The sequence below is a fragment of the Immundisolibacter sp. genome, from assembly GCF_014359565.1.
Taxonomy (GTDB): Bacteria; Pseudomonadota; Gammaproteobacteria; order Immundisolibacterales; family Immundisolibacteraceae; genus Immundisolibacter.
Genome location: NZ_JACIZD010000006.1, coordinates 72,830 through 95,977, shown reverse-complemented (window position 1 = coordinate 95,977; position 23,148 = coordinate 72,830). Strand labels below are relative to the sequence as shown.

23 protein-coding genes and 1 riboswitch are annotated in these 23,148 nt (G+C 69.9%); of the genes, 18 read left to right on the top strand and 5 right to left on the bottom strand.

Translation table 11 applies throughout. The annotated features are described in order from the left end of the window. Nucleotides 1–71: 71 nt before the first annotated feature. Entirely contained in the window at nucleotides 72–878 is an 807-nt protein-coding gene (locus H5U26_RS09485) for an inositol monophosphatase family protein (RefSeq protein ID WP_290619015.1), read from the bottom strand. Nucleotides 879–1,022: 144 nt separating this feature from the next. Here H5U26_RS09485 and H5U26_RS09480 point away from each other — a divergent pair, with 144 nt between their 5' ends. From H5U26_RS09480 to H5U26_RS09460, 5 genes are read left to right on the top strand one after another with little or no spacing between them, the layout of a single operon-like run. Further along, nucleotides 1,023–1,766 carry an RNA methyltransferase gene (locus tag H5U26_RS09480; protein ID WP_290619013.1) on the top strand — a complete coding sequence of 248 codons (744 nt, stop codon included), beginning with the start codon at nucleotides 1,023–1,025 and terminating at the stop codon, nucleotides 1,764–1,766. Then, nucleotides 1,766–2,506, top strand: coding sequence for a serine O-acetyltransferase (gene cysE, locus H5U26_RS09475; RefSeq protein ID WP_290619011.1), 741 nt, complete (start codon nucleotides 1,766–1,768; stop codon nucleotides 2,504–2,506). The genes H5U26_RS09480 and cysE overlap by 1 nt, the downstream gene beginning before the upstream one ends. Then, the gene (locus tag H5U26_RS09470; protein WP_290619009.1) at nucleotides 2,503–3,936 is read left to right on the top strand and encodes an MATE family efflux transporter; all 1,434 of its coding nucleotides are present in this window, start codon (nucleotides 2,503–2,505) and stop codon (nucleotides 3,934–3,936) included. Before cysE ends, H5U26_RS09470 begins: the two co-directional genes overlap by 4 nt. A 60-nt stretch (nucleotides 3,937–3,996) precedes the next feature. After that, nucleotides 3,997–6,012: a hypothetical protein gene (locus H5U26_RS09465; protein WP_290619007.1), complete on the top strand. Its 2,016-nt coding sequence runs from the start codon at nucleotides 3,997–3,999 to the stop codon at nucleotides 6,010–6,012. Between the two features lie 59 nt (nucleotides 6,013–6,071). Beyond that, nucleotides 6,072–6,662: a YdbL family protein gene (locus tag H5U26_RS09460; protein ID WP_290619005.1), complete on the top strand. Its 591-nt coding sequence runs from the start codon at nucleotides 6,072–6,074 to the stop codon at nucleotides 6,660–6,662. Between the two features lie 82 nt (nucleotides 6,663–6,744). Here H5U26_RS09460 and H5U26_RS09455 read toward each other — a convergent pair whose 3' ends face one another. Then, nucleotides 6,745–7,281, bottom strand: coding sequence for a 3-phenylpropionate/cinnamic acid dioxygenase subunit beta (locus H5U26_RS09455; protein ID WP_290619002.1), 537 nt, complete (start codon nucleotides 7,279–7,281; stop codon nucleotides 6,745–6,747). Then, a complete protein-coding gene (locus H5U26_RS09450) occupies nucleotides 7,274–8,605 on the bottom strand; it encodes an aromatic ring-hydroxylating dioxygenase subunit alpha (protein ID WP_290619000.1) in 1,332 nt (443 codons plus the stop codon). Before H5U26_RS09450 ends, H5U26_RS09455 begins: the two co-directional genes overlap by 8 nt. Before the next feature lie 142 nt (nucleotides 8,606–8,747). Here H5U26_RS09450 and H5U26_RS09445 point away from each other — a divergent pair, with 142 nt between their 5' ends. Both H5U26_RS09445 and rlmJ read left to right on the top strand, forming a co-directional pair. Beyond that, nucleotides 8,748–9,431 (top strand): FKBP-type peptidyl-prolyl cis-trans isomerase, encoded by a 684-nt coding sequence (locus H5U26_RS09445; protein WP_290618998.1) that lies wholly within the window; start codon nucleotides 8,748–8,750, stop codon nucleotides 9,429–9,431. Between the two features lie 81 nt (nucleotides 9,432–9,512). Then, a complete protein-coding gene (gene rlmJ, locus H5U26_RS09440) occupies nucleotides 9,513–10,355 on the top strand; it encodes a 23S rRNA (adenine(2030)-N(6))-methyltransferase RlmJ (protein ID WP_290618996.1) in 843 nt (280 codons plus the stop codon). Between the two features lie 36 nt (nucleotides 10,356–10,391). On the opposite strand, the gene H5U26_RS09435 is transcribed toward rlmJ, so the two are convergent. Further along, nucleotides 10,392–11,081, bottom strand: a complete 690-nt coding sequence (locus tag H5U26_RS09435; protein WP_290618994.1) for a class I SAM-dependent methyltransferase — start codon at nucleotides 11,079–11,081, stop codon at nucleotides 10,392–10,394. An 86-nt stretch (nucleotides 11,082–11,167) separates the two neighbouring features. Beyond that, a riboswitch (cobalamin riboswitch) is annotated at nucleotides 11,168–11,387 on the top strand. Between the two features lie 13 nt (nucleotides 11,388–11,400). On the opposite strand from H5U26_RS09435, the gene btuB reads away from it, so the two are divergent. The 9 genes from btuB (at nucleotide 11,401) to cobD (ending at nucleotide 20,083) form a co-directional block, all read left to right on the top strand. Further along, nucleotides 11,401–13,359, top strand: coding sequence for a TonB-dependent vitamin B12 receptor (btuB, locus tag H5U26_RS09430; protein WP_366055926.1), 1,959 nt, complete (start codon nucleotides 11,401–11,403; stop codon nucleotides 13,357–13,359). A 134-nt stretch (nucleotides 13,360–13,493) separates the two neighbouring features. Further along, nucleotides 13,494–14,069, top strand: coding sequence for a hypothetical protein (locus tag H5U26_RS09425; protein ID WP_290618990.1), 576 nt, complete (start codon nucleotides 13,494–13,496; stop codon nucleotides 14,067–14,069). A 43-nt stretch (nucleotides 14,070–14,112) separates the two neighbouring features. After that, nucleotides 14,113–14,715, top strand: coding sequence for a cob(I)yrinic acid a,c-diamide adenosyltransferase (gene cobO / locus H5U26_RS09420; RefSeq protein ID WP_290618988.1), 603 nt, complete (start codon nucleotides 14,113–14,115; stop codon nucleotides 14,713–14,715). Beyond that, nucleotides 14,712–16,004: a cobyrinate a,c-diamide synthase gene (locus tag H5U26_RS09415; RefSeq protein WP_290618986.1), complete on the top strand. Its 1,293-nt coding sequence runs from the start codon at nucleotides 14,712–14,714 to the stop codon at nucleotides 16,002–16,004. Before cobO ends, H5U26_RS09415 begins: the two co-directional genes overlap by 4 nt. Then, complete coding sequence (gene bluB, locus H5U26_RS09410) at nucleotides 16,001–16,654, top strand: 5,6-dimethylbenzimidazole synthase (RefSeq protein ID WP_290618984.1); 654 nt, start codon at nucleotides 16,001–16,003, stop codon at nucleotides 16,652–16,654. The genes H5U26_RS09415 and bluB overlap by 4 nt, the downstream gene beginning before the upstream one ends. Continuing rightward, nucleotides 16,651–17,454 carry a cobalamin-binding protein gene (locus H5U26_RS09405; protein ID WP_290618982.1) on the top strand — a complete coding sequence of 268 codons (804 nt, stop codon included), beginning with the start codon at nucleotides 16,651–16,653 and terminating at the stop codon, nucleotides 17,452–17,454. Before bluB ends, H5U26_RS09405 begins: the two co-directional genes overlap by 4 nt. Nucleotides 17,455–17,562: 108 nt before the next feature. Continuing rightward, complete coding sequence (locus H5U26_RS09400) at nucleotides 17,563–18,174, top strand: hypothetical protein (protein ID WP_290618980.1); 612 nt, start codon at nucleotides 17,563–17,565, stop codon at nucleotides 18,172–18,174. Next, on the top strand, nucleotides 18,171–19,088 hold the full coding sequence (gene cbiB / locus H5U26_RS09395) for an adenosylcobinamide-phosphate synthase CbiB (protein ID WP_290618978.1): 918 nt from the start codon (nucleotides 18,171–18,173) through the stop codon (nucleotides 19,086–19,088). Before H5U26_RS09400 ends, cbiB begins: the two co-directional genes overlap by 4 nt. Then, nucleotides 19,085–20,083, top strand: a complete 999-nt coding sequence (cobD, locus tag H5U26_RS09390; protein WP_290618976.1) for a threonine-phosphate decarboxylase CobD — start codon at nucleotides 19,085–19,087, stop codon at nucleotides 20,081–20,083. The genes cbiB and cobD overlap by 4 nt, the downstream gene beginning before the upstream one ends. Before the next feature lie 37 nt (nucleotides 20,084–20,120). Here cobD and H5U26_RS09385 read toward each other — a convergent pair whose 3' ends face one another. After that, the gene (locus tag H5U26_RS09385) at nucleotides 20,121–20,960 is read right to left on the bottom strand and encodes a 3'-5' exonuclease (RefSeq protein WP_290618974.1); all 840 of its coding nucleotides are present in this window, start codon (nucleotides 20,958–20,960) and stop codon (nucleotides 20,121–20,123) included. 103 nt (nucleotides 20,961–21,063) lie between these two features. On the opposite strand from H5U26_RS09385, the gene H5U26_RS09380 reads away from it, so the two are divergent. Beyond that, nucleotides 21,064–22,059, top strand: coding sequence for a dihydrodipicolinate synthase family protein (locus tag H5U26_RS09380; RefSeq protein WP_290618972.1), 996 nt, complete (start codon nucleotides 21,064–21,066; stop codon nucleotides 22,057–22,059). Between the two features lie 75 nt (nucleotides 22,060–22,134). After that, the gene (locus tag H5U26_RS09375; protein ID WP_290618970.1) at nucleotides 22,135–22,974 is read left to right on the top strand and encodes a hypothetical protein; all 840 of its coding nucleotides are present in this window, start codon (nucleotides 22,135–22,137) and stop codon (nucleotides 22,972–22,974) included. Nucleotides 22,975–23,148 lie beyond the last annotated feature (174 nt).

Here is a 23,148-nt window from a genome sequence, read left to right as displayed (position 1 = left end):
TTATTAATCGGGCGAAATTACACGCCTAACAGGTTGCCACGCATGCGCTTTCTTATCTGAAGGTCTGCGATTCAGGCCGACAGATCCGGCCCCAGGTGCGGCTTTACGGCGTCCATCAACGCCTGGTGCACGCGCAGGTTTCCGCCGACCACATTACCGGTCTTCATCAACTGATCGCCGCCGCGAATGTCGGTGACCACGCCGCCGGCTTCCTGGATCAGCAGCACCCCGGCGGCGATGTCCCACGGCTGCAGGCCAAGCTCCCAGAAACCGTCGAAGCGGCCGGCGGCCACGTAGGCCAGATCCAGCGCTGCCGAGCCGGCACGGCGGATGGCGCAACCGGCCAGTGACACGGCCTTGAAGGACTCCGTGTAGGCATCCAGATGCCGCTGCGACTTGAACGGGAAGCCGGTACCGATGACCGCACCGGCCAGCTTGGTGTGCTGACTGACGCGCAGGCGCCGGTCGTCCAGGCGAGCGCCCTTGCCGCGCTCGGCCACGAACAGTTCGTTGCGAACCGGGTCGTAGACCACGCCGACTTCGAGCCGACCCCTGATTTCGAGCGCGATCGACACCGAGTACCACGGCAGGTCGTGCAGGTAGTTGGTGGTGCCGTCCAGCGGATCGATGATCCAGCGCGCGCCGTGACTGCCGATCTCGCCCTGCGCGCCGCCCTCCTCGCCCAGGATGGCGTGGTCCGGATAGGCACGGCGGATGATCTCGACGATGCGCCGTTCGGCCTCACGGTCGGCCTCGCTGACGAAATCGTTGGGGCCTTTCAGCTCAATGCGCAGCTCGTGCAGGCGCTCGCCGGTGCGCAACAGGAAATCGCCCGCAGCGCGGGCGGCGCGCACGGCGATGGTGATCGATGGCGACATGACAAAACTCGCTGCAACAGGCACGCCAGGCACGAGAACCGTGCGGCGATTGAAGGGTGATTTTAACGCGTGCCGGTGGCTACCCGACGGCCGGACCCTGCGTCTGGCCGAGGCGCACCGAACCGAGCGCTAAAATTCGCCCCCATGACGGCTCTTTCCCATATCCGCATCGTGCTGGTAGGCACCACCCATCCGGGCAATATCGGCGCCGTGGCGCGCGCCATGCACAACATGGCATTGACCCGCCTGTACCTGGTGCGACCGAAATTCTTTCCGCACGAGGAGGCCACTGCCCGCGCCGCGGGCGCCGATCGGGTGCTCACCGACGCCGTGCTGTGCGACAGCCTGCCGGCGGCGATTGCCGACTGCACGCTGGTGATTGGCGCCAGTGTCCGCGCGCGCAGCATCGAGCTGCCGCCCCTGGATCCGCGCGCCTGTGCCCGGCAGGTCCTGGAGCATGCCGCGACCGGCGAAGCGGCGCTGGTGTTCGGTCCGGAGCATTCAGGCCTGAGCAATGCCGATCTGGATCTGTGCCAACAGCGCGTGGCCATACCCAGCAACCCGGAGTTTGCGTCGCTGAACCTCGCCGCCGCGGTGCAGGTGCTGGCCTACGAGCTTTACCGCCGGGCAGGCACGCATCAAATGGCAGCCGAAACGCTCAGCCCGCCGGCCACCCGCGACGAGGTCGAGCGCCTGTTCGTGCACCTGGAGCAGACCCTGAAGGCACTCAATTTCCTGTTGCCGAACAATCCGCAGCGCTCGATGCGCCGCCTGCGCGCGCTTGTCAACCGCGCGGCACCGGACCAGAATGAAATCCAGATCTTGCGCGGCATTCTGTCCGCCACCGGGCGGGCCATCGCGGCCGCCGATGTCAAGAGCGACCCCTGATGCTGAACCGCCTGCGAGAAGACATCGACTGCGTGTTCGCCCGCGACCCGGCGGCGCGCAACCGCTTCGAGGTGTTCACCACCTACCCCGGCCTGCATGCGCTGTGGCTGCACCGCCTGGCGCACTGGCTGTGGGGACTGAACCTGCGCTGGCCAGCGCGGGCTGTGGCCTATCTGTCGCGCTTTCTGACCGGCATCGAGATTCACCCCGGCGCGCGCATCGGACGGCGTTTTTTCATCGACCACGGCATGGGCGTGGTGATTGGCGAGACGGCCGAAATCGGCGACGACTGCACGCTCTATCACGGCGTGACCCTGGGCGGCACCACCTGGGAGAAGGGCAAGCGCCACCCCACGTTGGAAAACGACGTCGTGGTCGGCGCCGGGGCCAAGATACTCGGACCGATCACCATGGGCCAGGGCGCGCGGGTCGGCAGCAACTCGGTGGTGGTCAAGGACGTGCCGGCCGGCGCCACCGTGGTCGGCATCCCCGGTCGCATCGTGGTGGCAGATGCCGAGCGCCGGCGCGAAACCGCCGCCCGCATCGGCTTTGCCGCCTACGGCCTGCGCGGCGACCTGCCGGACCCGGTCAGCCGGTCGCTGGACACCGTGCTCGATCACATCGAGGCGATCGAGGAGCGCATGGCCAAGATCACCGCCGCCCTGCAGGAACTGGGCGTCACACCCGGCACGGACGACGCTGCCGCCGCACACGCGCGGCGTGACGACTCCCAGGCTTGACCGCGCCGCGTGACGCGGCGGCGCCGGCCGGCGATGCACTGACCGGCGCGCCCGATTACCAGCCGGGCGCCGATATTGGCGCCCTATCGCGTCGGCGCCGTCCGTTCATCGAACCGGAACGCCTCAAACGCATCCTGGCGCTGGCGCTGCCCATCATCGCGGCGATGGTCTCGCAGAGCCTGCTGAACGTGGTCGACACCGCCATGGTGGGCGGCCTTGGCGATGCCGCGCTGGCGGCAGTGGGCCTGGGCAGCTTCGTGCTGTTCACCTGCCAGGCCATGATCCTTGGCCTGTCGGTGGGCGTGCAGGCCATCGCCGCCCGCCGCAAGGGCGAGGGCCGGCTGGACGAGACCGCCGTGCCGCTGAACGCCAGCCTGTTGCTGATCCTGATCGTCGGTCCGCTGCTGACGCTGGCGCTGTGCCTGCTGGCGCCGCGGTTCTTTCCGCTGCTGAACCCGGACCCGGCGGTGATTGCCGGCGCCGTGCCCTATTTCCAGATCCGCATGCTGGCCGGGCCGCTGATGGCCATGAACTATGCCTTTCGCGGCTACTGGAACGGCATCGACCAGTCGCGCCTGTACATGACCACGCTGCTGATCATGCACGCCAGCAACGTGCTGCTGAATTACCTGTTCATCTACGGCCACTTCGGCGCCCCGGCGCTGGGCGTGATCGGCTCTGGGCTGGGCACCGCGCTGTCGGTGCTGCTGGGCACCGCCATCTACTACGGCTTCGGCTGGCGCTACGCGCTCGAAGGCGGCTTCCTGCGCCGCCGGCCGCGGCGCCAGGACTACGCCGTGCTGGTGCGCATCTCGGTGCCGGCCGGCCTGCAGCATGTGTCGATGTCAGCCGGCCTGGTGGCGCTGTACTGGATCATCGGGCGCATCGGCACGGCGGAACTGGCCGCCGCCAACGTGCTGATCAACCTGATGACGGTCGCCATCCTGCCCGGCATGGGCCTGGCGATGGCGGCGGCGACCTTGGTCGGGCAGGCACTGGGGCGCGGCGACGTCGCCGATGCCAGACGCTGGACGCGCGACACCCTGCGCGTGGGCATGCTGGGCCTTGGCCTGCTGGGCGCGCCGATGATGCTGGCGCCGGACCTGATCCTGGGCCTTTTCCTGCACAACCCGGACACCGTCGCGCTGGCCCGCTGGCCGATGCGCATCGCCGGCCTGGCGGTGGTAATCGAGGGCATCAAGCGCGTGTACATGCAGGTGCTGATGAGCGCCGGCGAGGCGCGGCGGGTGATGCGCGTCAGCGTGCTGACGCAGTGGGGCATGTTCACACCGCTGGCGTATCTGGTTGGCCCGGTGTGGGGCCTTGGCCTGCTTGGCATCTGGCTGGGGCAGGAGCTTTATCGCTTGACCCAGGTGGCGGTGTTTCGCCGCTACTGGCGCCAGGGACACTGGGCGCGGATACGGATTTAGCCGGCCACGGGACGCTGGCCCGGCTGGCGACAGTATTTCGGAACGTGCGACCATGCCTGCGTGCAAAAGCTGGCAGTTCTGTCATTGGCCGGGCTCGGGGCGATTGCGCCACGCGCGCCGGCGCAGGAAATCACCGTCAATGTCGGCTCGGTGGCAGGGCCGACCTGGCGCGCCGACAACGTAACCCTGACCTATCTGTCCCCGTCCGCGCTGCGCCTTGATGTGGCGACCGTCCAGTGGGCGGGACGCGTGGCAGCGACAAAGCTGCAGGCGCATTGCTCGACACGGTTTGTGGCGACCGAACTGCGCTGCGAGCGCGGCAGATTTTCGGCAACGATCCCCGGCTGGGGCCGACTGCAGGGAACACTGGAAGGCGCATTCGGCAACGCCGAGAGCTGGCGTGCCCGGCTCGAAGTCCCGCGCCACGGTCTGCTCGCGACACTGCAGCAGTCCGCCGCCGACATGAACCTTGCCGTGCGCGTGCACGGCCAGAAGGCCGAAGACCTGCGCAAGCTGGCGGCCGCCTTCGGGCAGGCCATGCCCGGGGAGTTTGCCGGCAACGTGGACCTGACGCTGCGCGCAACCCTCGGCCCGGCGACAACCACGGCTACCTTGGTGATAGACACGCGCTCCCTGAGCTACCAGGAACCTTCCGGCCGCTATGCCGCCGAGAATCTTGCCGCGCACGGCCGTGCGCGCTGGGACAGCGGGCCGCAGCGCTGGACCGTGCAGGCACAAGGCCGCGGCGGGCAGGTGTACGCGGAACCGCTGTTTCTGGATTTCAGCGCACTGCCCACGACGGCCGAGCTCGTCGCGCTCGACTCTAAGGACCATTGGCGTATCGAAGGCCTGCACCTCAGGCAGGGCACGGCCGGCACGCTCGCGGCCACGGGCCTGATCAGCAAGGCCGGCTTGAGGCTTGAAAGCGCTGAACTGGCCTTCGATGCCTCCGCCCTGGCGCCCCTGTTTGCGACCGATGTCCAGCCCTTTCTGATCGGGACGCCGCTGGATGGCCTCACCGCCCAGGGCACGGCGCGCGGCAGCGTGTCGCTGCGCAGCGGCAGCCTGACGGCGCTGACGGCCGAACTGTCCGGGGTCGCGCTCAGCGCCGGCCGACTCGGGCTTGCCGTGGATGGCCTGTCCGGACAGGTGCGCTGGGCAAATACCGGTCCTGCACCGTCGTCCCTGCAATGGCGCGCGGGGAGCATCGGCCGCATCCCGCTGGGGCCATCCGAAGTGTCGTTCCGGGCGCAGGGCCGCGACCTCGAACTGCTGGCGCCGTGGCGCCAGCCGCTGCTCGAAGGGGCGGTGCACGTGCAGCGGCTTGCCCTGAGCAAGGTCGGACTGCCGCAGCTGGACGCCGATTTTCGCGCAGTGCTGGAGCCGATCGATCTGGCCGCGCTGTGCCGGGCGCTGGACTGGCCGGTGTTCGGCGGCACGCTGGGTGGGCAGTTGCCCGGCCTTCGCGTGCAAAACGAGGTCTGGTCCATTGATGGCGCGCTCGAGGCACAGGTCTTCGACGGCACGGTCCGTCTGGAAAACCTGCGGGCCATAGAACCATTCGGAGTGCTGCCGCGGGTGGCGGCGGACGCACACATGCGCCGGATCGATCTTGAAACGCTCACCGGCACTTTTTCCTTCGGGCGCATCACGGGGCGGCTGGATGGCGACGTCGAGGGCCTGCGACTGCTGGAGTGGAAGCCGGTGGCCTTCGACGCGCGTTTCCACTCCACGCCGGGGGACCACTCGCGCCGGCGAATCTCCCAGCGCGCGATCGACAACATTTCCGCCATCGGGGGCGGCCCCACCGGACTGCTGTCGCGCGGCTTCCTGAGCATCTTCAAGGACTTTTCCTACGACCGCATGGGCATCAGCTGCGTGCTGCGCGACGGACGCTGCCGGATGGACGGCATCGAACCGGCGCCGCCCCATGATGGCCAGGTCGGTTATTACCTGGTCAAGGGGCGACTGCTGCCCAGGATTGACGTGGTCGGCTACACGCGGGAGGTGTCGTGGGACACTCTGGTGCAACAGGTCGAGGCAGCGATCGCCTCCGGCGGCCCGCAGACGCAGTAGTTGCGATCGGCGTGGGCGATGCGCTCGGCAATACTTTTCAATCGGTAAAGGAGGTTTTCATGAAACGGGCAATTTCGGTGCCTACCCTGCTGGCACTGTTTCTGTGCGCAGCCTGCGTCACGATCAACGTCTACTTCCCGGCCGCAGCGGCCGAGAAGGCGGCCGATCGCATCATCGACGACGTCTGGGACAAGGACACGCCCAGGCCCGGTGGCACCGTCGTGCCGCCGCAATCGAGTCTGCCGTCGCGCTTCCTGGTCGCGGCACTGGATTTCGTGATCTCCCCGGCACATGCCGCGCAGCCGGACATCGACATCTCCTCACCGGAGGTGCAGCGCGTCAAGGCCTCGCTGGAAGCCCGTTTCAGCTCACTGAAGCCGTATTTCGATTCCGGCGCTGTCGGCCTCACCGGCGACGGGCTGGTCGCCGTGCGCGATCCAAACGCCGTGCCACTGGCCCAGCGCAACGCCGTCAAGGCGCTGGTGGCCGATGAGAACCGCGACCGCCTGGCCCTGTACCAGCAGATCGCCAACGCCAACGGCCAGCCGCAGTGGGCAGGACAGATCCAGAGCGTGTTCGCGCAGCGCTGGGTCGCCAAGGCCCAGCCGGGCTGGTGGTACCAGGACTCAAGCGGCTGGAAACAGAAATAAGGCCGGCGCAAAAACTCTCGCCGCCAGCCCACGGCAAGCAGAACGGCGCACCCGCCCGGCCGGCGTGCGCCGCCGCGGGCCTTCAGAAAAACATCGAAAGATTCGGCGCCAGCACGGTGGCTTGGTCGAGATGGATGGTGCGCCGGGCGATCTGGAAGCCGAACGCGCTGTCCACCCGCCGCAGGCGGTCGATGCGCTCGCCATAGAACAGGTCCACGTCCCGCTCCAGGCGACTGCGGTGCAGGGCGAAGTAGCTGTTTACGGTGTACTCGCCGCTGCCCTGATCCGCAATTCGGACATTGCTGACCAGGTGCCGGGTGCGCGACGGCGGCTCCTCGGCCCAGGCCAGGCCCGTGTTCAGGCGCCGCACGCGCACCACCATGCTGGGTTTGTCCTCGTCGAACAGGGCCACCTCGTCGGCAGCCGAGTATTCGCGGTCACGCTCGCGGCGCAGCGTGGTGCGCCGGGTCGGCATGAAGTAGTGCAGGTCCTCGGCCAGCAAGCTCAGCCAGGTGTCGAACTCACGCGCGTCCAGCAGCGCCGCCTCGGCGTACAGGAACTGTTCGATCTCCTGCTGCAAGTGCGGCGCCACCCGCGCCGGCAGAAAGGCCTCAGCCATGGCGCGCCACCTCGCCGATACCCTGCGGGGTCAGTTCCGCCCAGCTTTGCGCGCCCATCACCTGCGCCCAGCGGCGGTACAGGCCGCGCGCCGCCAGTTCGCCATAGACGTAACCGATACGGCCGGGCAGGTCAGGATCGTCACTGCGGTCCATGCCCAGCCCCATCTGGGCGTTGAACGGCTGCTGGCGCGCCACATGGCCGCGCAGGACCTTTTGAATCTCGGTCCAGTTCTCGCCGTCGTCCTGCTCCAGGATGCCGCCCGGCGAGAAGGTGCGCAGCACGGCCTTGCGGTAGGCCTCCTTGACCTCGGCCGGCGCAGCCTTGTCGACCAGCGTCCAGGCCCAGATTTCGATCTCGTCCGGACCACGCGGGTGCCATACCCGCAGCGTGTTGATGCCGGGCAGGAACGACAGCGTCGGGAACACCGTCATGTGGGCACCGTTCATGCGCACGCCGCGCACCTCGCCCAGGCGCTCGGTGACGGCGGTGGCGCCGCTTTGCATGTAGTAGCCGGCGGCCGTCTCGCCCAGCAGTGGGAACAGGAACTCCGGCGTGTCCATGAAAAACCCGGTGCCGTGGCCCAGCGCCGAGCTGAACTGCTTGCCCTTCATCGGCCAGCCGGCCTGGCCGGGATCGACATCCGGCGGCAGGCTGGCCAGCACCGGCGAGGAATGGCTGAACGGGGCGTGGTACATGTCCGAGCAGAACTGCTCGGCGGCGAATTTCCAGTTGCAGCGGATCACCCACTTGTGCACGCCGCCGATGGCCTCGGTGCCACCGGGCATGCGGTCCAGAAACAAATCCACGTACCAGGCCATGTCGCCCAGGTACTCGGCCACCGGCGGCACGTCGGCGTCCCAGCAGCCGAACACCAGGCCCTTGTAGACCTCCACCCGCGGCACCCGGCGCGGGCTCCAGCGCACCTTGTCCACCTGGCCGTAGGCTTCCTTCTCGAACGGCACCTCGACCAGGTTGCCGCCCATGTCGTAAGCCCAGCCGTGGTAGGAACAGGTAAACGCCCTGGCGTTGCCGCTGTCGGCGCGGCACAGCCGCATGCCGCGGTGGCGGCATTGATTCAGGAAGGCGTTGATCGAGCCGTCCTTCTGGCGCACCACCAGCACCGGGTCTTCGGCCATGTAGGTGGCGAAGAAGTCACCCGGATTTTTGAACTGGCTGTCGTGCGCCAGGAACAGCCAGCAGCGCGTGAATACGCGCTCGAGCTCCTGCTGGTAGATGGCTGGGTCCTGGAAGATGCGCGGGCTCAGCAGCCCGTGGTCGGCATCGACCAGGGCCGCCAGATCGGCGGGCGTGAAGCTGGCCATGAGGGTCCCTCCTCGTGATGGGGTAAACGGCCGATCGGTTTATAGCCGGTGGTGGATGCCCCAAGCAAGGGCCGTTGTGGGATCATGGCGCGCCTTTCTCGCGGCCACCGGCCGTTCCCCCTCTGCGCAACCCGAGAACACCATGCTTCGCACCGCCCTGCCGGTGGCCATCGCCGCCATTTTTTCCACCGCCGCCATCGCCGCGACCCTGACCACCGACGAGCAGAAAGCCGCGTACGCCATCGGCTACCAATTCGGCGCCAACGCCAAGCGCGACGGTCTGCCACTGGACCCGGCGGCCGCCGCGGATGGCCTCAAGGACGCCCTGTCCGGTGCCAAGCCGGCCGCCGAGCCGGCCGCCCTGCAGGCCGCACTCGACAAGCTGCGCACCGACATGGAAGGCAAGGCCAAGGCCGCCGGCGACAAGAACGCCAAGGACGGGAGCGCCTTCCGGGCCGACTTCGCCAAGACCAAGGGCGTCAAGAAAACCGAATCCGGCCTGCTGTATCAGGTCCTGACCGAGGGCAAGGGCGCCAAGCCCAAGGCCACCGACACGGTCAAGGTTCACTACCGCGGCACGTTGCCGGATGGCACCGAGTTCGACAGCTCCTACAAGCGCAGCGAACCGGCCACCTTTCAGGTCAACCAGATCATCCCCGGCTGGCAGGAAGCGTTGGTGCTGATGCCCAAGGGCTCGAAGTGGAAGATCGTGCTGCCGCCGGAACTGGCGTACGGCGCCCAGGGCGCCGGTCGCGCCATCGGTCCCAACCAGACCCTGGTGTTCGAGATCGAGTTGCTGGACATCGCCGCCGCCGCGCCGAAATAAGCCCATCTGCAGGATCGGCGGCGGGGTCCGGCCAGTGGCCCCGCCGCCCGTTTTCCGGCCGCCGCCCGGACGGTCACACCGATGAACTACCGCCACGCCTTTCACGCCGGCAATTTTGCCGACGTGATGAAGCACGTCTGCCTGGTCGCACTGCTGCGCGGCCTGTCGCGCAAGGAATCCGCCTGGTGCTTTCTGGACACCCATGCCGGCGCGGGTGACTACGACCTGAACGCCCCGCCGTCGCAAAAGACCGGCGAGTACCGGCACGGCATCGGCCGCCTGTGGCAGGCCGCAGGGCCGTTGCCGGAGGCGCTGGCCGATTACCTGAGCGTTATCCGTCCGCTGCTGGGCAATGACGGGACGCTGCGCCGCTATCCGGGCTCGCCGCTGATCGCCGCCGCTGTGGCCCGGCCGCAGGACCGCCTGATCGCCTGCGAGCTCAATCCGCTGGAATTCGCCACCCTGGGCGAAGCCTGTCGCGGCCACGGGCCGATCACCCTGCAACAGATGGACGGCTACCAGGCATTGAAGGCCTATTTGCCGCCGCGCGAGCGCCGCGGCCTGGTGCTGATCGACCCACCCTACGAGCAGCCGGGCGAGCTGCCGCGCCTGCCGCGCGAGCTGCTGGCAGCCCACAAACGCTTTGCCACTGGCGTGTACGCGCTGTGGTACCCGCTCAAGGACGAGGGCCCCATCGCTGGCCTCAAGCGGCAGCTCAAGGACGCCGGCCTGCGCCGCATCCTGCAGGTGGAGCTGCGCCTGACGCCGCTGGTGCAGGGCGGCATGCTGCATGGCTGCGGCGTGCTGGTGATCAATCCGCCGTGGGGTTTCGTGCCCCAGATGCAGGCCGCGCTGCCGGCACTGGCTGCCCTGCTTGCCCCCGGCAGCGGCCAGGGACAGGTGGGCTGGCTGGTGCCTGAATAGCCTGCCTGCGCACCGGCGGCCGGATCGACCACGCGCTCATGCCTGCCGCAAACCGGCCAGCGCCCACAGACCGAGGGATTTGTCGGCGTAGCGGCCGTCCTTCTCGGTGCAGCGTTCATTGATGAGTTCAAGCGGCGGCGGCAGGTTGAACGGCGGCCGCTGCAGATTCAGCGCACGCCACTTGCCGGTCGGGATATCGGCATTCTCCGATCGCCCGGTAAACGTGGTGGTGAGTAGATAGCGCGCCCCGCTGGCGCAGATGTTGGCCAGCGCCTGCTGCGCCTGGGCAAACGACAGGTGCACCAGGCAATCGCGGCACAGCACCAGATCCACCGCCGGCAGGCGGTCACGGGTCAGATCGAGCACTTGGAATTCCACCCCCGGCCGCGCGTGGCGGCGCCGGTTGGCATCGATCAGCGGCGCCACGATGTCGGCACCGCAGTACTCGATGCCGGCCAGATCGACCCGCTTCATCCACTCGAAGTCCCCGCACGGGACGTCCAGCATGCTGCGCACGCCCAGCCGCCGCAGCAGCAGCGGCAGTTCCTGCACGATCACCCGCGTCTGGTCGGCGTCCGAGCCGGTGCCGGACAGCGAGTGCCGGCCACCCCATTTGTTGCGCCGGAAAAAATCCGTGAACAGCTGCGCCGCGTCCACGTCAGGACCGCTTGCCGGCAATCGGCGCCGACTGCCGATGCGGCGCAACAGCCTTGCCAGCATCGCCATCCACCCTCCCCGACCGTGACCTGCCACCGATGATAGCCGAGCGCATGCACCGCGCAGCGCGTTGACGCCTGCGCCCGCGGCCGCCTACCATGCCGGCCGCTTCGTGGTGTCCCAAGGGCCTTCGCCTGCGGGATGAAACGGGAAGCCGGTGCGTTCCTGACGAACAATTCCGGCACTGCCCCCGCAACGGTAAGCGAGTCAAGCTGCGGCGAAATGCCACTGTGCCATCGGCATGGGAAGGCGCCGCAGCCGGGGTTCACGCCCCACTCGCAAGTCCGGAGACCGGCCCGAGGCACTTTGGTCGGCATTGCGGTGGGCGATGCGCCGGGAGGGTGTGCCGCCCTGCGGCCGCCGTGCCGCGCGCTTTCCCCTGCTTGCCGGTTTTGAAACCGAACCAGCTCTCACGCGGGTGAGCGCGAGCAGGAGTATCCCGATGATCCACGCAAGCAGGCTCGGCCTCACGGCCGGACTGGTTTTTTTTGCAGCCAGCCTTCAGGCCGCCGACGACACACCCCTGACCATCAACATCACGGCCGGCCGCACGCCGCAGTCGAACGTCGACACGCTGGCCTCGGTGACGGTCATCGACCGGGCCCAGATCGAACGCCGCCAGGCCAGCTCCGTGCAGGAAGCCCTGCGCGGCGTGCCGGGGCTGGCCTTCAGCAACAACGGCGGCCTGGGCAAGGCCAGCTCAGTATTCCTGCGCGGAACCGAGTCCGATCACGTGCTGGTGCTGATCGACGGCATCCGCGTCGGCTCCGCGACGCTGGGCACGGCGTCGTTCCAGGACATCCCCATCGACCAGGTGGAGCGCATCGAGGTAGTGCGCGGCCCGCGCTCGAGCCTGTACGGCGCCGACGCCATCGGCGGCGTGATCCAGATTTTCACCCGCAAGGGCGGCGGGGCACTCACGCCGCGCCTGAGTCTGGGCGGCGGCAGCCACGCCACGCAGGACTACAGCGCCGGCCTGTCCGGCGGCGGCGAGCGGGGTTGGTTCAATGTGGGCGCCAGTCATCTGGAAACGCAGGGCTTCAACGCCTGCGAGGTGCGCTCGGGGGCGCTTGGGGCCGGCTGCTTCGTGAGCGAGCCGGACGACGACGGCTACCGCAACACCGGGCTGTCGGCCCGCGCCGGCTACCGCCTCAGCGACACGCTGCGCGCCGAAGCGCATTACCTGCGCGCCGCAGGCGACAACGAGTACGACGGCAGCGTGTTCTCGTCCAACAGTTCGGACTTCACGCAGGACGTCATCGGCGCCCTGGTCGACTGGCAGGTGCTGCCGGCCTGGCAGATGACGCTGTCCGGCGGACGCAGCCGGGACCTGAGCGACAACTTCTACGATGGCAGGTTCAACAGCGCTTACGACACCGAGCGGCGCAGCGCCAGCTGGCTGAACGTGTTTCGCCTCGGCGCCGCACAGCGCCTGACGCTCGGCGGCGACTGGCTCGACGACCGCGTCAGCAGCACCACCCGCTACGACCGGGGCTCGCGCGACAACGCCGCCGGCTTCGTGCAGTACCAGGGCCAGTTCGGCAGCCATGAGCTGAGCGCCGCCGCGCGCCGCGACCGCAACCAGCAGTTCGGCGGCCACACCACCGGCTCGCTGGCCTGGGGCTATCGCTTCTCGCCGACGCTGCGGGCGATGGCCTCCTGGGGCAGCGCCTTCAAGGCGCCGACCTTCAACGAGCTCTACTACCCGTTCTTCGGCAACCCGAACCTGAAGCCCGAGGAATCGGACAGCTACGAGCTGGGCCTGGCCGGCGAAGTGGCGGCGCTGACCTGGTCCGTGAACGCCTATCAGACCAAGATCGACCAGCTGATCGGCTTCGATGCCAGCTTCACGCCGGTAAACATCGACAAGGCGCGCATCCGCGGCCTGGAGGCCATCGCCAGCACCCAGCTCGCCGCCTGGGACCTGGCCGCCAACCTGTCGGCGCTGGACCCGGAAAACCGCGGCCACGACGCCAACCGCGGCCATCAGCTGCCGCGCCGCGCCAAGCTCATGGCGCGCCTGGACGCCGACCGCGCCGTGGGCGCCTGGCGGCTCGGCGGCAGCCTCTACGGCGAGGGCCGGCGCTACGACGACCTGGCCAACCAGCACCCCCTGGGCGGCTATGTGACGCTCGACCTGCGCGCCGCCTACGCCCTGCGCCGGGACTGGTCGCTGGAAGGCAAGCTCGCCAATCTGCTGGACAACGACTACCGCACGGCGCGCCTGTTCAACGAAGATGGACGCAACATCATGTTCACCGTGCGCTATGCGCCGACCGGGCGATGATCGTGCTGTAGGAGCCCGGCTTTGCCGGGCGATCTGCGCCCCCACCGGGCCAGCGCCGCTGCAAGCCGGACGCCGGCCGACCCGCGGTGGCAATCCTGTCCTTTTCCTTACCCATCTGTAACCGGAGCCGACCCATGAACAAACTGCCCCTGCCCCATTCCCTGCCGGTCGGCCTGCTGCTGGCCGCCCTCATGGCCGCCACGCGCAGCCACCACTTCGCCAGCGCCCTGCACCTGCCGGACGCCTCCTGGGCGGTGTTCTTCCTGGCCGGCGCGCTGCTGCCGGGCTGGCTGCCGCTGGCCGGACTGCTGGCGCTGGCGGCGATGGTGGATTACCTCGCCATCAGCTTCGGCGGCGTCAGCGCCTTTTGCGTGAGCCCGGCCTATGCGGCGCTGCTGCCGGCCTACGGCGCGCTGTACGCGGCCGGCCGCTGGTATGCGCGGCGCCATCGACCGACACTGGGCAGCCTGCTGCCGTTCACCGGCGCGGCGCTGGTCGGCACGACGCTGTGCGAGCTGCTCAGCAGCGGCGCGTTCTATTTCTTCTCCGGCCGCTTTGCCGCACCGACGCTGGCCGAGTTCGGCGCCCGGCTGGCGCGCTATTTCCCGTACGCGCTCGAAGGCATGGCGCTGTATCTGGGCGCGGCCGCGATCGTCTACGCCGCCTTCGCGGCGCTGGCCGGACGCCATCCGGCCAGCCTGCGCCGATGATCGACTGCTGCATGGCAGGCCCGCCCCCGGGCCGAATCTGCCGATGACCCAAGAGCGTGCCCAGCGCCACCGCGCGCGCATGGCGCGGCGCAAGGCACGGGTCGACGCCGGCATTGCCGCCGCCCAGCAGGACAAGGGCCTGCTGCTGGTGCTGACGGGGTCCGGCAAGGGCAAGTCCAGTTCCGCCTTCGGCATGCTGGCGCGGGCGCTGGGGCACGGTCTTCGGGCCAGCGTGGTGCAGTTCATCAAGGGCCGCAGCGACACCGGCGAGGAGGCCTTCTTCCGCCGCCAGCCGGGTGTCGACTGGCAGGTGTGCGGCGAGGGTTTCACCTGGGAGACGCAGGATCGCGAGCGGGACATCGCCGCCGCCCGCACCGGCTGGGCGGTGGCGGCGCGGGCACTGGCCGACCCGGCAGTGAATCTGGTGGTGCTGGACGAGCTGACCTACCTGTTCAGCTACGGGTATCTGGATCTGTCGCGCGCGCTGGCGGACATCGCTGCCCGCCCACCCATGCAGCACGTGATCATCACCGGCCGGGCGGCGCCGCAGGCACTGATCGACGCCGCCGATACGGTCAGCGACATCGGCGATCTGAAGCACGCGTTTCGAGCCGGCGTGCGCGCCCAGCCGGGCATCGACTGGTGAGCCGCCACTGCCCCGCCCTGCTGGTGGCCGCGCCCGCCTCCGGCCAGGGCAAGACCACGGTCACCGCCGCGCTGGCGCGCCTGCACCGGCGGGCCGGCCGGCGGGTACGGGTATTCAAATGCGGACCGGACTTTCTGGACCCGCAGATTCTGGCCGCAGCCAGCGGCGCGCCGGTCCACAACCTCGACCTTTGGATGTGCGGCCCGGAGGACGGCGCGGCGCGGCTATACGAAGCCGCTGGCGCGGCGGACCTGATCCTGGTGGAAGGCGTGATGGGCCTGTACGACGGCACCCCTTCCAGCGCCGACCTCGCGCGCCGCTTCGGCCTGCCGGTGCTGGCGGTGATCGACGCCGCGGCGATGGCGCAGACCTTCGGCGCCGTCGCGCACGGCCTGGCGAGCTACCGCGAAGGCGTCAACCTGACCGGCGTGCTGGCCAATGGCGTCGGCAGTCCGCAGCATGCCGAGTTGCTGTCCGGTAGCCTGCCGGATGGCCTTGCCTGGTACGGCGCGCTGGAGCGCGCGGCGGCGAGCGAGTTGCCGCAGCGCCACCTCGGCCTGCTGCAGGCGGCCGAGATCGCCGACCTCGATCAGCGTCTGGACCGCCTGGCCGAGGCCCTCGCCGCTCGCGCCCCGCAGGCGCGGCAGCTGCCGCCGGCGGTGACTTTTGCGCCGGCGCGGCTGCCCGAGGTGCCGCCGCTGCTTGGCGGCTGCACGCTGGCGGTGGCCTGCGATGCCGCCTTCGGCTTCATCTACCCGGCCAACCTGGACTGTCTGCGGCGCCTTGGCGCGCATCTGGCCTACTTCTCGCCGCTCGCCGACCAGGCCTTGCCGGCCTGCGACGCGCTGTGGCTGCCGGGCGGCTATCCCGAGCTGCACGCCGCGCAACTGTCGCAAAACGCGCGCTTTCTGGAGTCGCTGCGTGCCCACCACGCCGCCGGCCGGCCGATCCTGGCCGAGTGCGGCGGCATGATGGCGCTGTTTCAGACCCTGACCGACATCGACGGCCGGGCGCACGCGCTCGCCGGCCTGCTGCCCGGGGCGACGGTGATGCAAAGGCGCCTGGCGGCGCTGGGCGGGCAGGCGCTGGCGCTGCCGCAAGGGCAGCTGCGCGGGCATGCCTTTCACTACTCGCGCGCCGACACGCCGCTCGAACCGGCGCTGCGCGCCCGCACCGCCGACGGCCGGCCCGGTGAGGCGGTGTACCGGCTCGGCCGGCTGACCGCCAGTTACCTGCACGCCTACTTTCCGAGCAATCCGGCCGCCGTGGCGGCCCTGCTGCGGCCATGACGGACGCCGAGCTCTTTGGCGCCGGCGAGCGCAGCGCCGTCTACCGCGCCATCCACGCCCGCCGCGACATGCGCCATTTCGCCCCCGGCGCGGTGGACGAGGCGGTGCTGGCGCGCCTGCTCGAGGCCGCCCATGCGGCGCCCAGCGTCGGCCTGATGCAGCCCTGGCGCTTGCTGCGCATTCGCGACCGGGCGCTGCGCGCGGCCATCGCCGAGCTGGTCGAGGCCGAGCGGCAGGCCACCGCGCAGGCGATGGGCGCGCGCGGCGGCGAGTTTCTGCACCTCAAGGTCGAGGGCGTGCGCGAGTGCGCGGAGCTGCTGGTGGCGGCCCTGGCGCCGGACGACGGCACGCTGTTCGGGCGCCGCACCCTGCCGCAGGAAATGGCCGTGGCCTCGGTGGCCTGCGCCATCCAGAACCTGTGGCTGGCGGCGCGGGCCGAGAACCTGGGCCTGGGCTGGGTGTCGCTGTTCGAGCCGGCGGCGCTGGCGGCGCTGCTGCGCCTGCCGGCCGGCGCGCGGCCGCTGGCCATCCTGTGCTTAGGCCCGGTCGCCGAGTTCTACCCACGCCCGCTGCTGGAACTGACCGGGTGGCGCCAGGCACGGCCGCTGGCCGAACTGGTCTACGAAGACCGCTGGCCGGAGGCGCCGTGAGCGACCGCTACCCGCGCCGCATCGTCTGCCTGAGCACCGAGACCTGCGAGACGCTGTACCTGCTGGGCCAGCAGGCGCGCATCGTCGGCATCTCCGGCTTTACCGTGCGCCCGCCGCAGGCGCGCCGGGAAAAACCCAAGGTGGCCGCCTTCACCAGCGCCCGGCTCGAGCCGATCCTGGCCCTGCAGCCGGACCTGGTGCTCGGCTTTTCGGACCTGCAGGCCGACCTCGCCGCGGCGCTGATCCGCGCCGGGCTGGCGGTGCACGTGTTCAACCAGCGCACCGTGGCCGGCATCCTGGACATGATCCAGACCCTGGGCGGCCTGGTCGGCGCCCCGCGCCAGGCCAGCGCGCTGGTGCACGAACTGCAAACCGGCCTGGACGCCGTGGCGCAGGCGGCGGCCGCCTTGCCGCGGCGGCCGCGCGTGTATTTCGAGGAATGGGACCGGCCGCTGATCTGCGGCATCGGCTGGGTGTCGCAGCTCATCCACATCGCCGGCGGGGAAGATTGCTTTGCCGATCGGGCCATGGCGCCGGCGGCCGGCGCGCGGGTGATCGCCGATCCGGACGAGGTCATCCGCCGGGCGCCGGAGCTGATCTTCGGCTCCTGGTGCGGCAAGCGCTTTCGGCCCGAGCAGGTCCGCCAGCGGCCGGGCTGGGCCGAGACCCCGGCGGTGCGCGACGGCCGGGTGTTCGAGATCAAGTCGCCGGACATCTTATCGCCCGGCCCGGCGGCGCTGAGCGACGGCCTGCGGCAATTGCATGCCCACATCAGCGCCTGCGCGCAGGCGCTGCCCTGACATGCGGCCCGGCACGACAGGGCCTTCGGCCCGAGGGCGGGTCTCACACGCTCCGAATCGCGGGAGCGGCGACCGCGCTGCGAATGCCCTGCGCGTAGCGTTTTCCGGATGAAACGCTTGCTGCTGATCCTGCTGGTGGCAGCACTGGCTTGGCGCTGGTGGCCGGTGCACGCGCCGGCGGTGGGAAACCCGCCACCGCCGATCGACCTGCCCGCGGCCGATCCGCTCGCCGCGCCGCTGCAGCAGGATCTTCCCGCCGGCCCGCAGTTTTCGCTCGGCGGCATCCCGGCCCGCGCGCTGGCCCAGTACGCGGTCAGCGGGCGCGTGCTGTCGAGCACCCGCTATCGCCTGGGCCGCGCGGCCGATCTGGCGCCGTTCGATTTCGCCCTCGGCTGGGGGCGCATGACGGAACCGGCGGTCATCGACCGGCTCGACATTCACCAGGGCGGGCGCTGGTATTTCTGGCGCTATCAGGGCGAGCCGCCGCTGCCGCTGCGCGAAATCGAGACCTCCAGCGCCAATGTGCACCTGATCCCGGCCGACGCTGCGGTGGCCCGGGCGCTGCGCCGCGCCAGGCCCGGCCAGACCCTCGCGCTGCGCGGCTATCTGGTCGAACTGCGCGCCACCGACGGCTGGCAGTGGCACAGCTCGCTGCGCCGCGACGATACCGGCGACGGCAGCTGCGAGCTGATGTACGTGCAGACGGTCGGCCGCCCATGACCGGCGGCCTGCTGCCCGGCGCTGCCACGGCCGCGCTGGCCGTGTGTCTGGACCTGCTGCTCGGGGAGCCGCGGCGCTGGCATCCGCTGGTCGGGTTCGGATCGCTGGCGGCGCGCCTCGAAGGCGCGCTCAATACCGCCGCCCGTCCGGACGGGCAACGGCGGGCCTTGGGCGCGCTTGCCGTCATCGGCCTGGTCGGCCTGCCGACAGCCCTGCTGGCGGCGCTGCCGCGGCACGCGCTGGTCGATGCGGCGGTGCTGTATCTGGCGCTCGGCTGGCGCAGCCTGAGCGAACATGCCGGCGCGGTTGCCGCCGCGCTGGCGACGGGCGACCTGCCGGCCGCCCGGCAGGCGGTGGCGCGCATGGTCAGCCGCGACTGCGCCGCGCTGGACGCGCCGGGCGTGGCCGGCGCCGCTGTCGAGTCGGTGCTCGAGAACGGCAACGACGCCGTGTTCGGGGCGCTGCTGTGGTTCGCCGTGGCGGGTGCGCCGGGCGCGCTGGCGTTTCGGCTCGCCAACACGCTCGATGCCATGTGGGGCTATCGCAGCGAACGCTTTTTGCACTTCGGCTGGGCCGCGGCGCGCCTGGACGATGTCCTGAACCTCATCCCCGCGCGCCTGAGCGCGCTCGGCTACGCCCTGTGCGGCCACACGCGCCAGGCGCTCAGCTGCTGGCGCACGCAGGCACGCGCCTGGAAAAGCCCCAACGCCGGCCCGGTCATGGCCGCCGGCGCCGGGGCACTGGGCCTGCTGCTGGGCGGCCCGGCGCGCTATCACGGCGCCTGGCAGGCGCGCCCGCCGCTGGGCGTCGGCGTCCCGGCCGGCGCCGCGGACATCGACCGCGCGCTCGCGCTGCTGCGGCGCTGTCTCGCCCTGTGGCTGGCGCTGGGGCTGATGATCGGACTCGCCACATGAGCACGCCGCCGGACGCGCCCCCCGCGCACGGCGGCCGGCTGCTGGAAGCGGCCCGCCGCTACGGCATCGCCCCCGGCGACTGGCTGGATCTGTCGACGGGGCTCAACCCGCACGGCTACCGGCCACCGCCGGTGCCGGCGCAGGCCTGGGCGCGCCTGCCGCAGGACGACGACGGCCTCGTCCCGGCCGCCTGCGCGTATTACGGCTGTGCCGAGCTGCTGCCGGTGCCCGGCTCGCAGGCGGCGATTGGGCTGCTGCCGCGCCTGCGCCCGCCCGGCCGGGTGGCAGTGCTCGCCCCCATGTACGCCGAGCATGCGCGTGCCTGGCGGCGGGCCGGTCACGCCGTCACCGAACTGCCGGCCGCGGCACTGACCGAGGCCGCCGGTTTCGACGTCGTGGTGCTGGCCAATCCCAACAACCCGACCGGCGAGTGTTTCGAGCCGCGCGCGCTGCTGGCCCTGCACGACCGCCTGCCGCCGGGCGGCTGGCTGGTGGTGGACGAGGCCTTCATCGACGCCACGCCGGCAGCGAGCCTCGCCGGCCACGGCACGCAAGCGGGCCTGATCGTGCTGCGCTCGCTCGGCAAGTTCTTCGGTCTGGCCGGCGCGCGGGTCGGCTTCGTGCTGGCGGCAAACGACCTGCTGCAGGCACTGGCAGACGCGCTCGGCCCGTGGCCGCTGGCCGGCCCGGCGCGCTGGGTCGCAATGGCTGCCTTGCTCGATCGTCCCTGGCAGGCGCGCATGCGCACGGCGCTGCCCGCCCAGGCCGCGCGCCTGCAGGCGCTGCTTGCCACGCACGGCCTGCCGCCGACCGGCGGCTGCGCGCTGTTTCAGTGGCTGCGCACGCCGCGCGCCGCGGCGCTGCACGAGGCGCTGGCCCGGCGCGGCATCCTCGCGCGGCCGTTCGCGCAGCCGGCCAGCCTGCGCTTCGGTCTGCCGGCAACGGAAACCGACTGGCAGCGGTTCGATCAGGCGCTCGCGGCTTGCCGGCCGTGAACGCCGGCGTAGGCTCGGGAGCCATCGCCAAATCCGTTCAAGCACGCCCCGACAGGCGATCCCATTCCGCCACGTAGGCCGTCAGATGCGCGCGGCCCTGGGCAATCAGCCCCTCCACCAGCTCGCGCACGCGCTGCTGCTCCTGCGCGTAGGCGCGGTCGTCGAAATGGCCGCTCAGATGCGCCAGGCGCAGCCACACCAGGTAGGTGGTCAGCGCGTCGCACTCGTTGTAGGCGACGATCCTGTCCAGCTGCCCGTCCAGCCACAGATTGGCCACCGCGTTGCCGTCCACGTCCAGCTTGCCGGGAATGCCGGACAGCGTGGCCAGTTCGTGCAGCGATGGCGTGGCCTTGCCCCAGCCGCCCAGAATGTCCTTGATGTCGACATGGGCGTCGCCGCGGGCGAAGTAGTCCACGCCCTCCCAGGGCTTGTCCGGGCGGTGACAGAAATCCGCTGCCGACAGGCCGTTGACCACCGCCCGCTGCAGCAGGATTTTCAGGTCTGCATTGATCGAGTTGAAGCCGACCAGCTGCGGCTTGTGCTCCCCGATGGCATCGAGAAACGTGCCGATCACGTGGCTTTCGGCGCACTGCGCGGCATCGCCAAGATCCTTGGGCAGGGACAGCAGGTGCAGCTGCACGCTGCCGTCGCGGCGGCGCTGGCGCGTCACCGCGGCGATCGACACCACCCGGCACACGATGGTCTTCAGGAACGGCATCGGGTCGTCGTCGCTGGCGCCGGCCTGCTGCCACATGTGTGCCATCACCTCGCGGTCCGGCATGGCGGCCGGCAGCTTGTACAGCGCCCGTCCGGCGGCCGGATCGGGCACCCATTCGCAGTCGAAGGCCCAGACCTTGTCGAACACGCTCTTGAACATGAATCACCTTGCCCCGTAATTTTTCGCGGTGACCGAGTGGTCAGTCGACCGCGTCGGCATTAAGCTAGCGAACTCACTTTCGCCCATTTTCGAGGAGCCTGCCATGCCACGACGCGACCGCCTTACCGTGAACGACGTTCACGGCGCCTGGGCCATCATCCCCACCCCGGCGGTGGACAACGCCGAGGACTGGCGCTGCGAGGACAGCATCGACTACGACGAGGTCGCGCGCGCCGTAAACGGCCTGATCGAGGGCGGCGTCGATGCGATCTTGGCCCAGGGCACCTTCGGCGAAGGCGCCACCATCACCTGGGAAGAAAAGAAAAAGATGATGGAGGTGATGGTCGAGACCGCCCGCGGCCGCAAACCCATCTTCGTCGGCGTGACCACGCTGAACACCCGCGACACCATCCGCCAGCTGAAGCACGCGCGCGACATCGGCGCCGACGGCACCATGCTCGGCCTGCCCATGTGGCAGGTGTGCGACGTGCCCAACGCGGTGCGCTTCTACCGCGACGTGGCCGAGGCCGTGCCGGAAATGGCCATCTGCGTGTACGCCAACCCGGAGGCGTTCAAGTTCCAGTTCCCGACCCCGTTCTGGGCCGGCGTGGCGGAGATTCCGCAGGTCATCACCTGCAAGTACATCCACATCGGCCAGCTGTCGGTGCACACCGCGGTGTCGAAGAAACGCATCCGCTTCCTGCCGATCGAGTTCGATCACCTGGACGCCGCCCGCATCGATCCGGAGTTCCACACCGCCTTCTGGTCGCCCTGCGCCAACGGCGGACCGGAGATGACCATCCGCATCCGCGACACCGTGAAGGAAGCCATCAAGACCGGCGACTGGAGCGCCGCGCAGCGCGTGTGGGCCGCCGCCGCTCCGGTGATCGGCCACCTGATGCCGCCCGGCGGCTTTGCCGAGTTCTCGCGCTACAACATCCAGCTCGACAAGGCGCGCATCAACGCCAGCGGCTGGATGAAGGCCGGCCCCTGCCGCCCGCCGTACCTGACCGCCCCGGCCAACTACCTGGAAGGCGCCGTCAAGGCCGGCAAGGGCTGGGCCGAGCTGTGCGCCAAGGTGCGCGCCGGCGAGCTGTAAGCGCCGACCCACGCCCGCCGTTGCGCGACTGCGGCGGCGGGCTTGCTTGACGATAAAACACCCGAGGAGAAACCCATGACCAACCAACCCACCGCCGAGCAGATCGCCCGCCAGACCCTGCACATCATGTCGCAGGGCGCCTCCGCCCAGCAGCGGGTGGTCGATGCCTACATGGCCAAACGCACGCGCGAGCGCGACATCAACTGGGTCGTCATCCAGGCCGCCCGCGAGTACGGCGCCACCAACATGTACGCCGACCGGGCGCGGCTGGCGCTGGGTACCGGCATCGGGGTGCGCGAAGCCGACCGCTTCGCCGTGATCATGAAAGAGGAACTGGACCACTACCGGGCCTACATGAACCTGCTTGACCTGACGCTGGGCAAGGGCAAGGAGCCGCCTGAAAGCGATTCCTTCCATTACCTGAACGTCGAGTTCACGGCCAAGGGCGCCGGCTTTCACGGCGAATCCGGCGACATCGTGGCGCGCGAGTGGCCGGAGCATCACCGCTTCATCTCGCTGTGGATGAAGATCTACAACACGCTGCCGAAATGGACCTCGCGCCTGCTGATGACACAGGGCGAAGGCGGCTCGGTCGGCTGGCACTGGTGCATGAGCAACCTGCCGGGCAACGACGAGTTCCTGCGCCTGGCGGCCAAGCTGGAAAAGACCGTGGTCGAGGACGAAATCTTCCACGGCCCGGAAGAAATCAAGGAACTGGCGGCCAGCTTCGACCCGGCCAACGCGCTGCCCTGGGACGAGACGCTGAACCTCGCCCGCGAGATGCGCTACCTGGACGTGCGCGAACGCAACGAGCAGTTCCTGTACCCGCTTGGTGAAGATGAATTGGAAGACATCCGCCGCGCCATCTTCGAGGACACGCTGGCACCGAGCGACATCTACGCCGCGGTGGCGTAGGGCGCGTTCGGCCCGGGGGCGGGCCTCCCACAGCTGCGGCAATGCCTTGTGGGGGCGGCGCCCCTGTGGGAGCGGCGCCCCCGCCGCGAATCTTCAGTCCAACCATTCGGCCCGGGGGCGGGCCTCCCACAGCTGCGGCAATGCCTTGTGGGGGCGGCGCCCCCGCCGCGAATC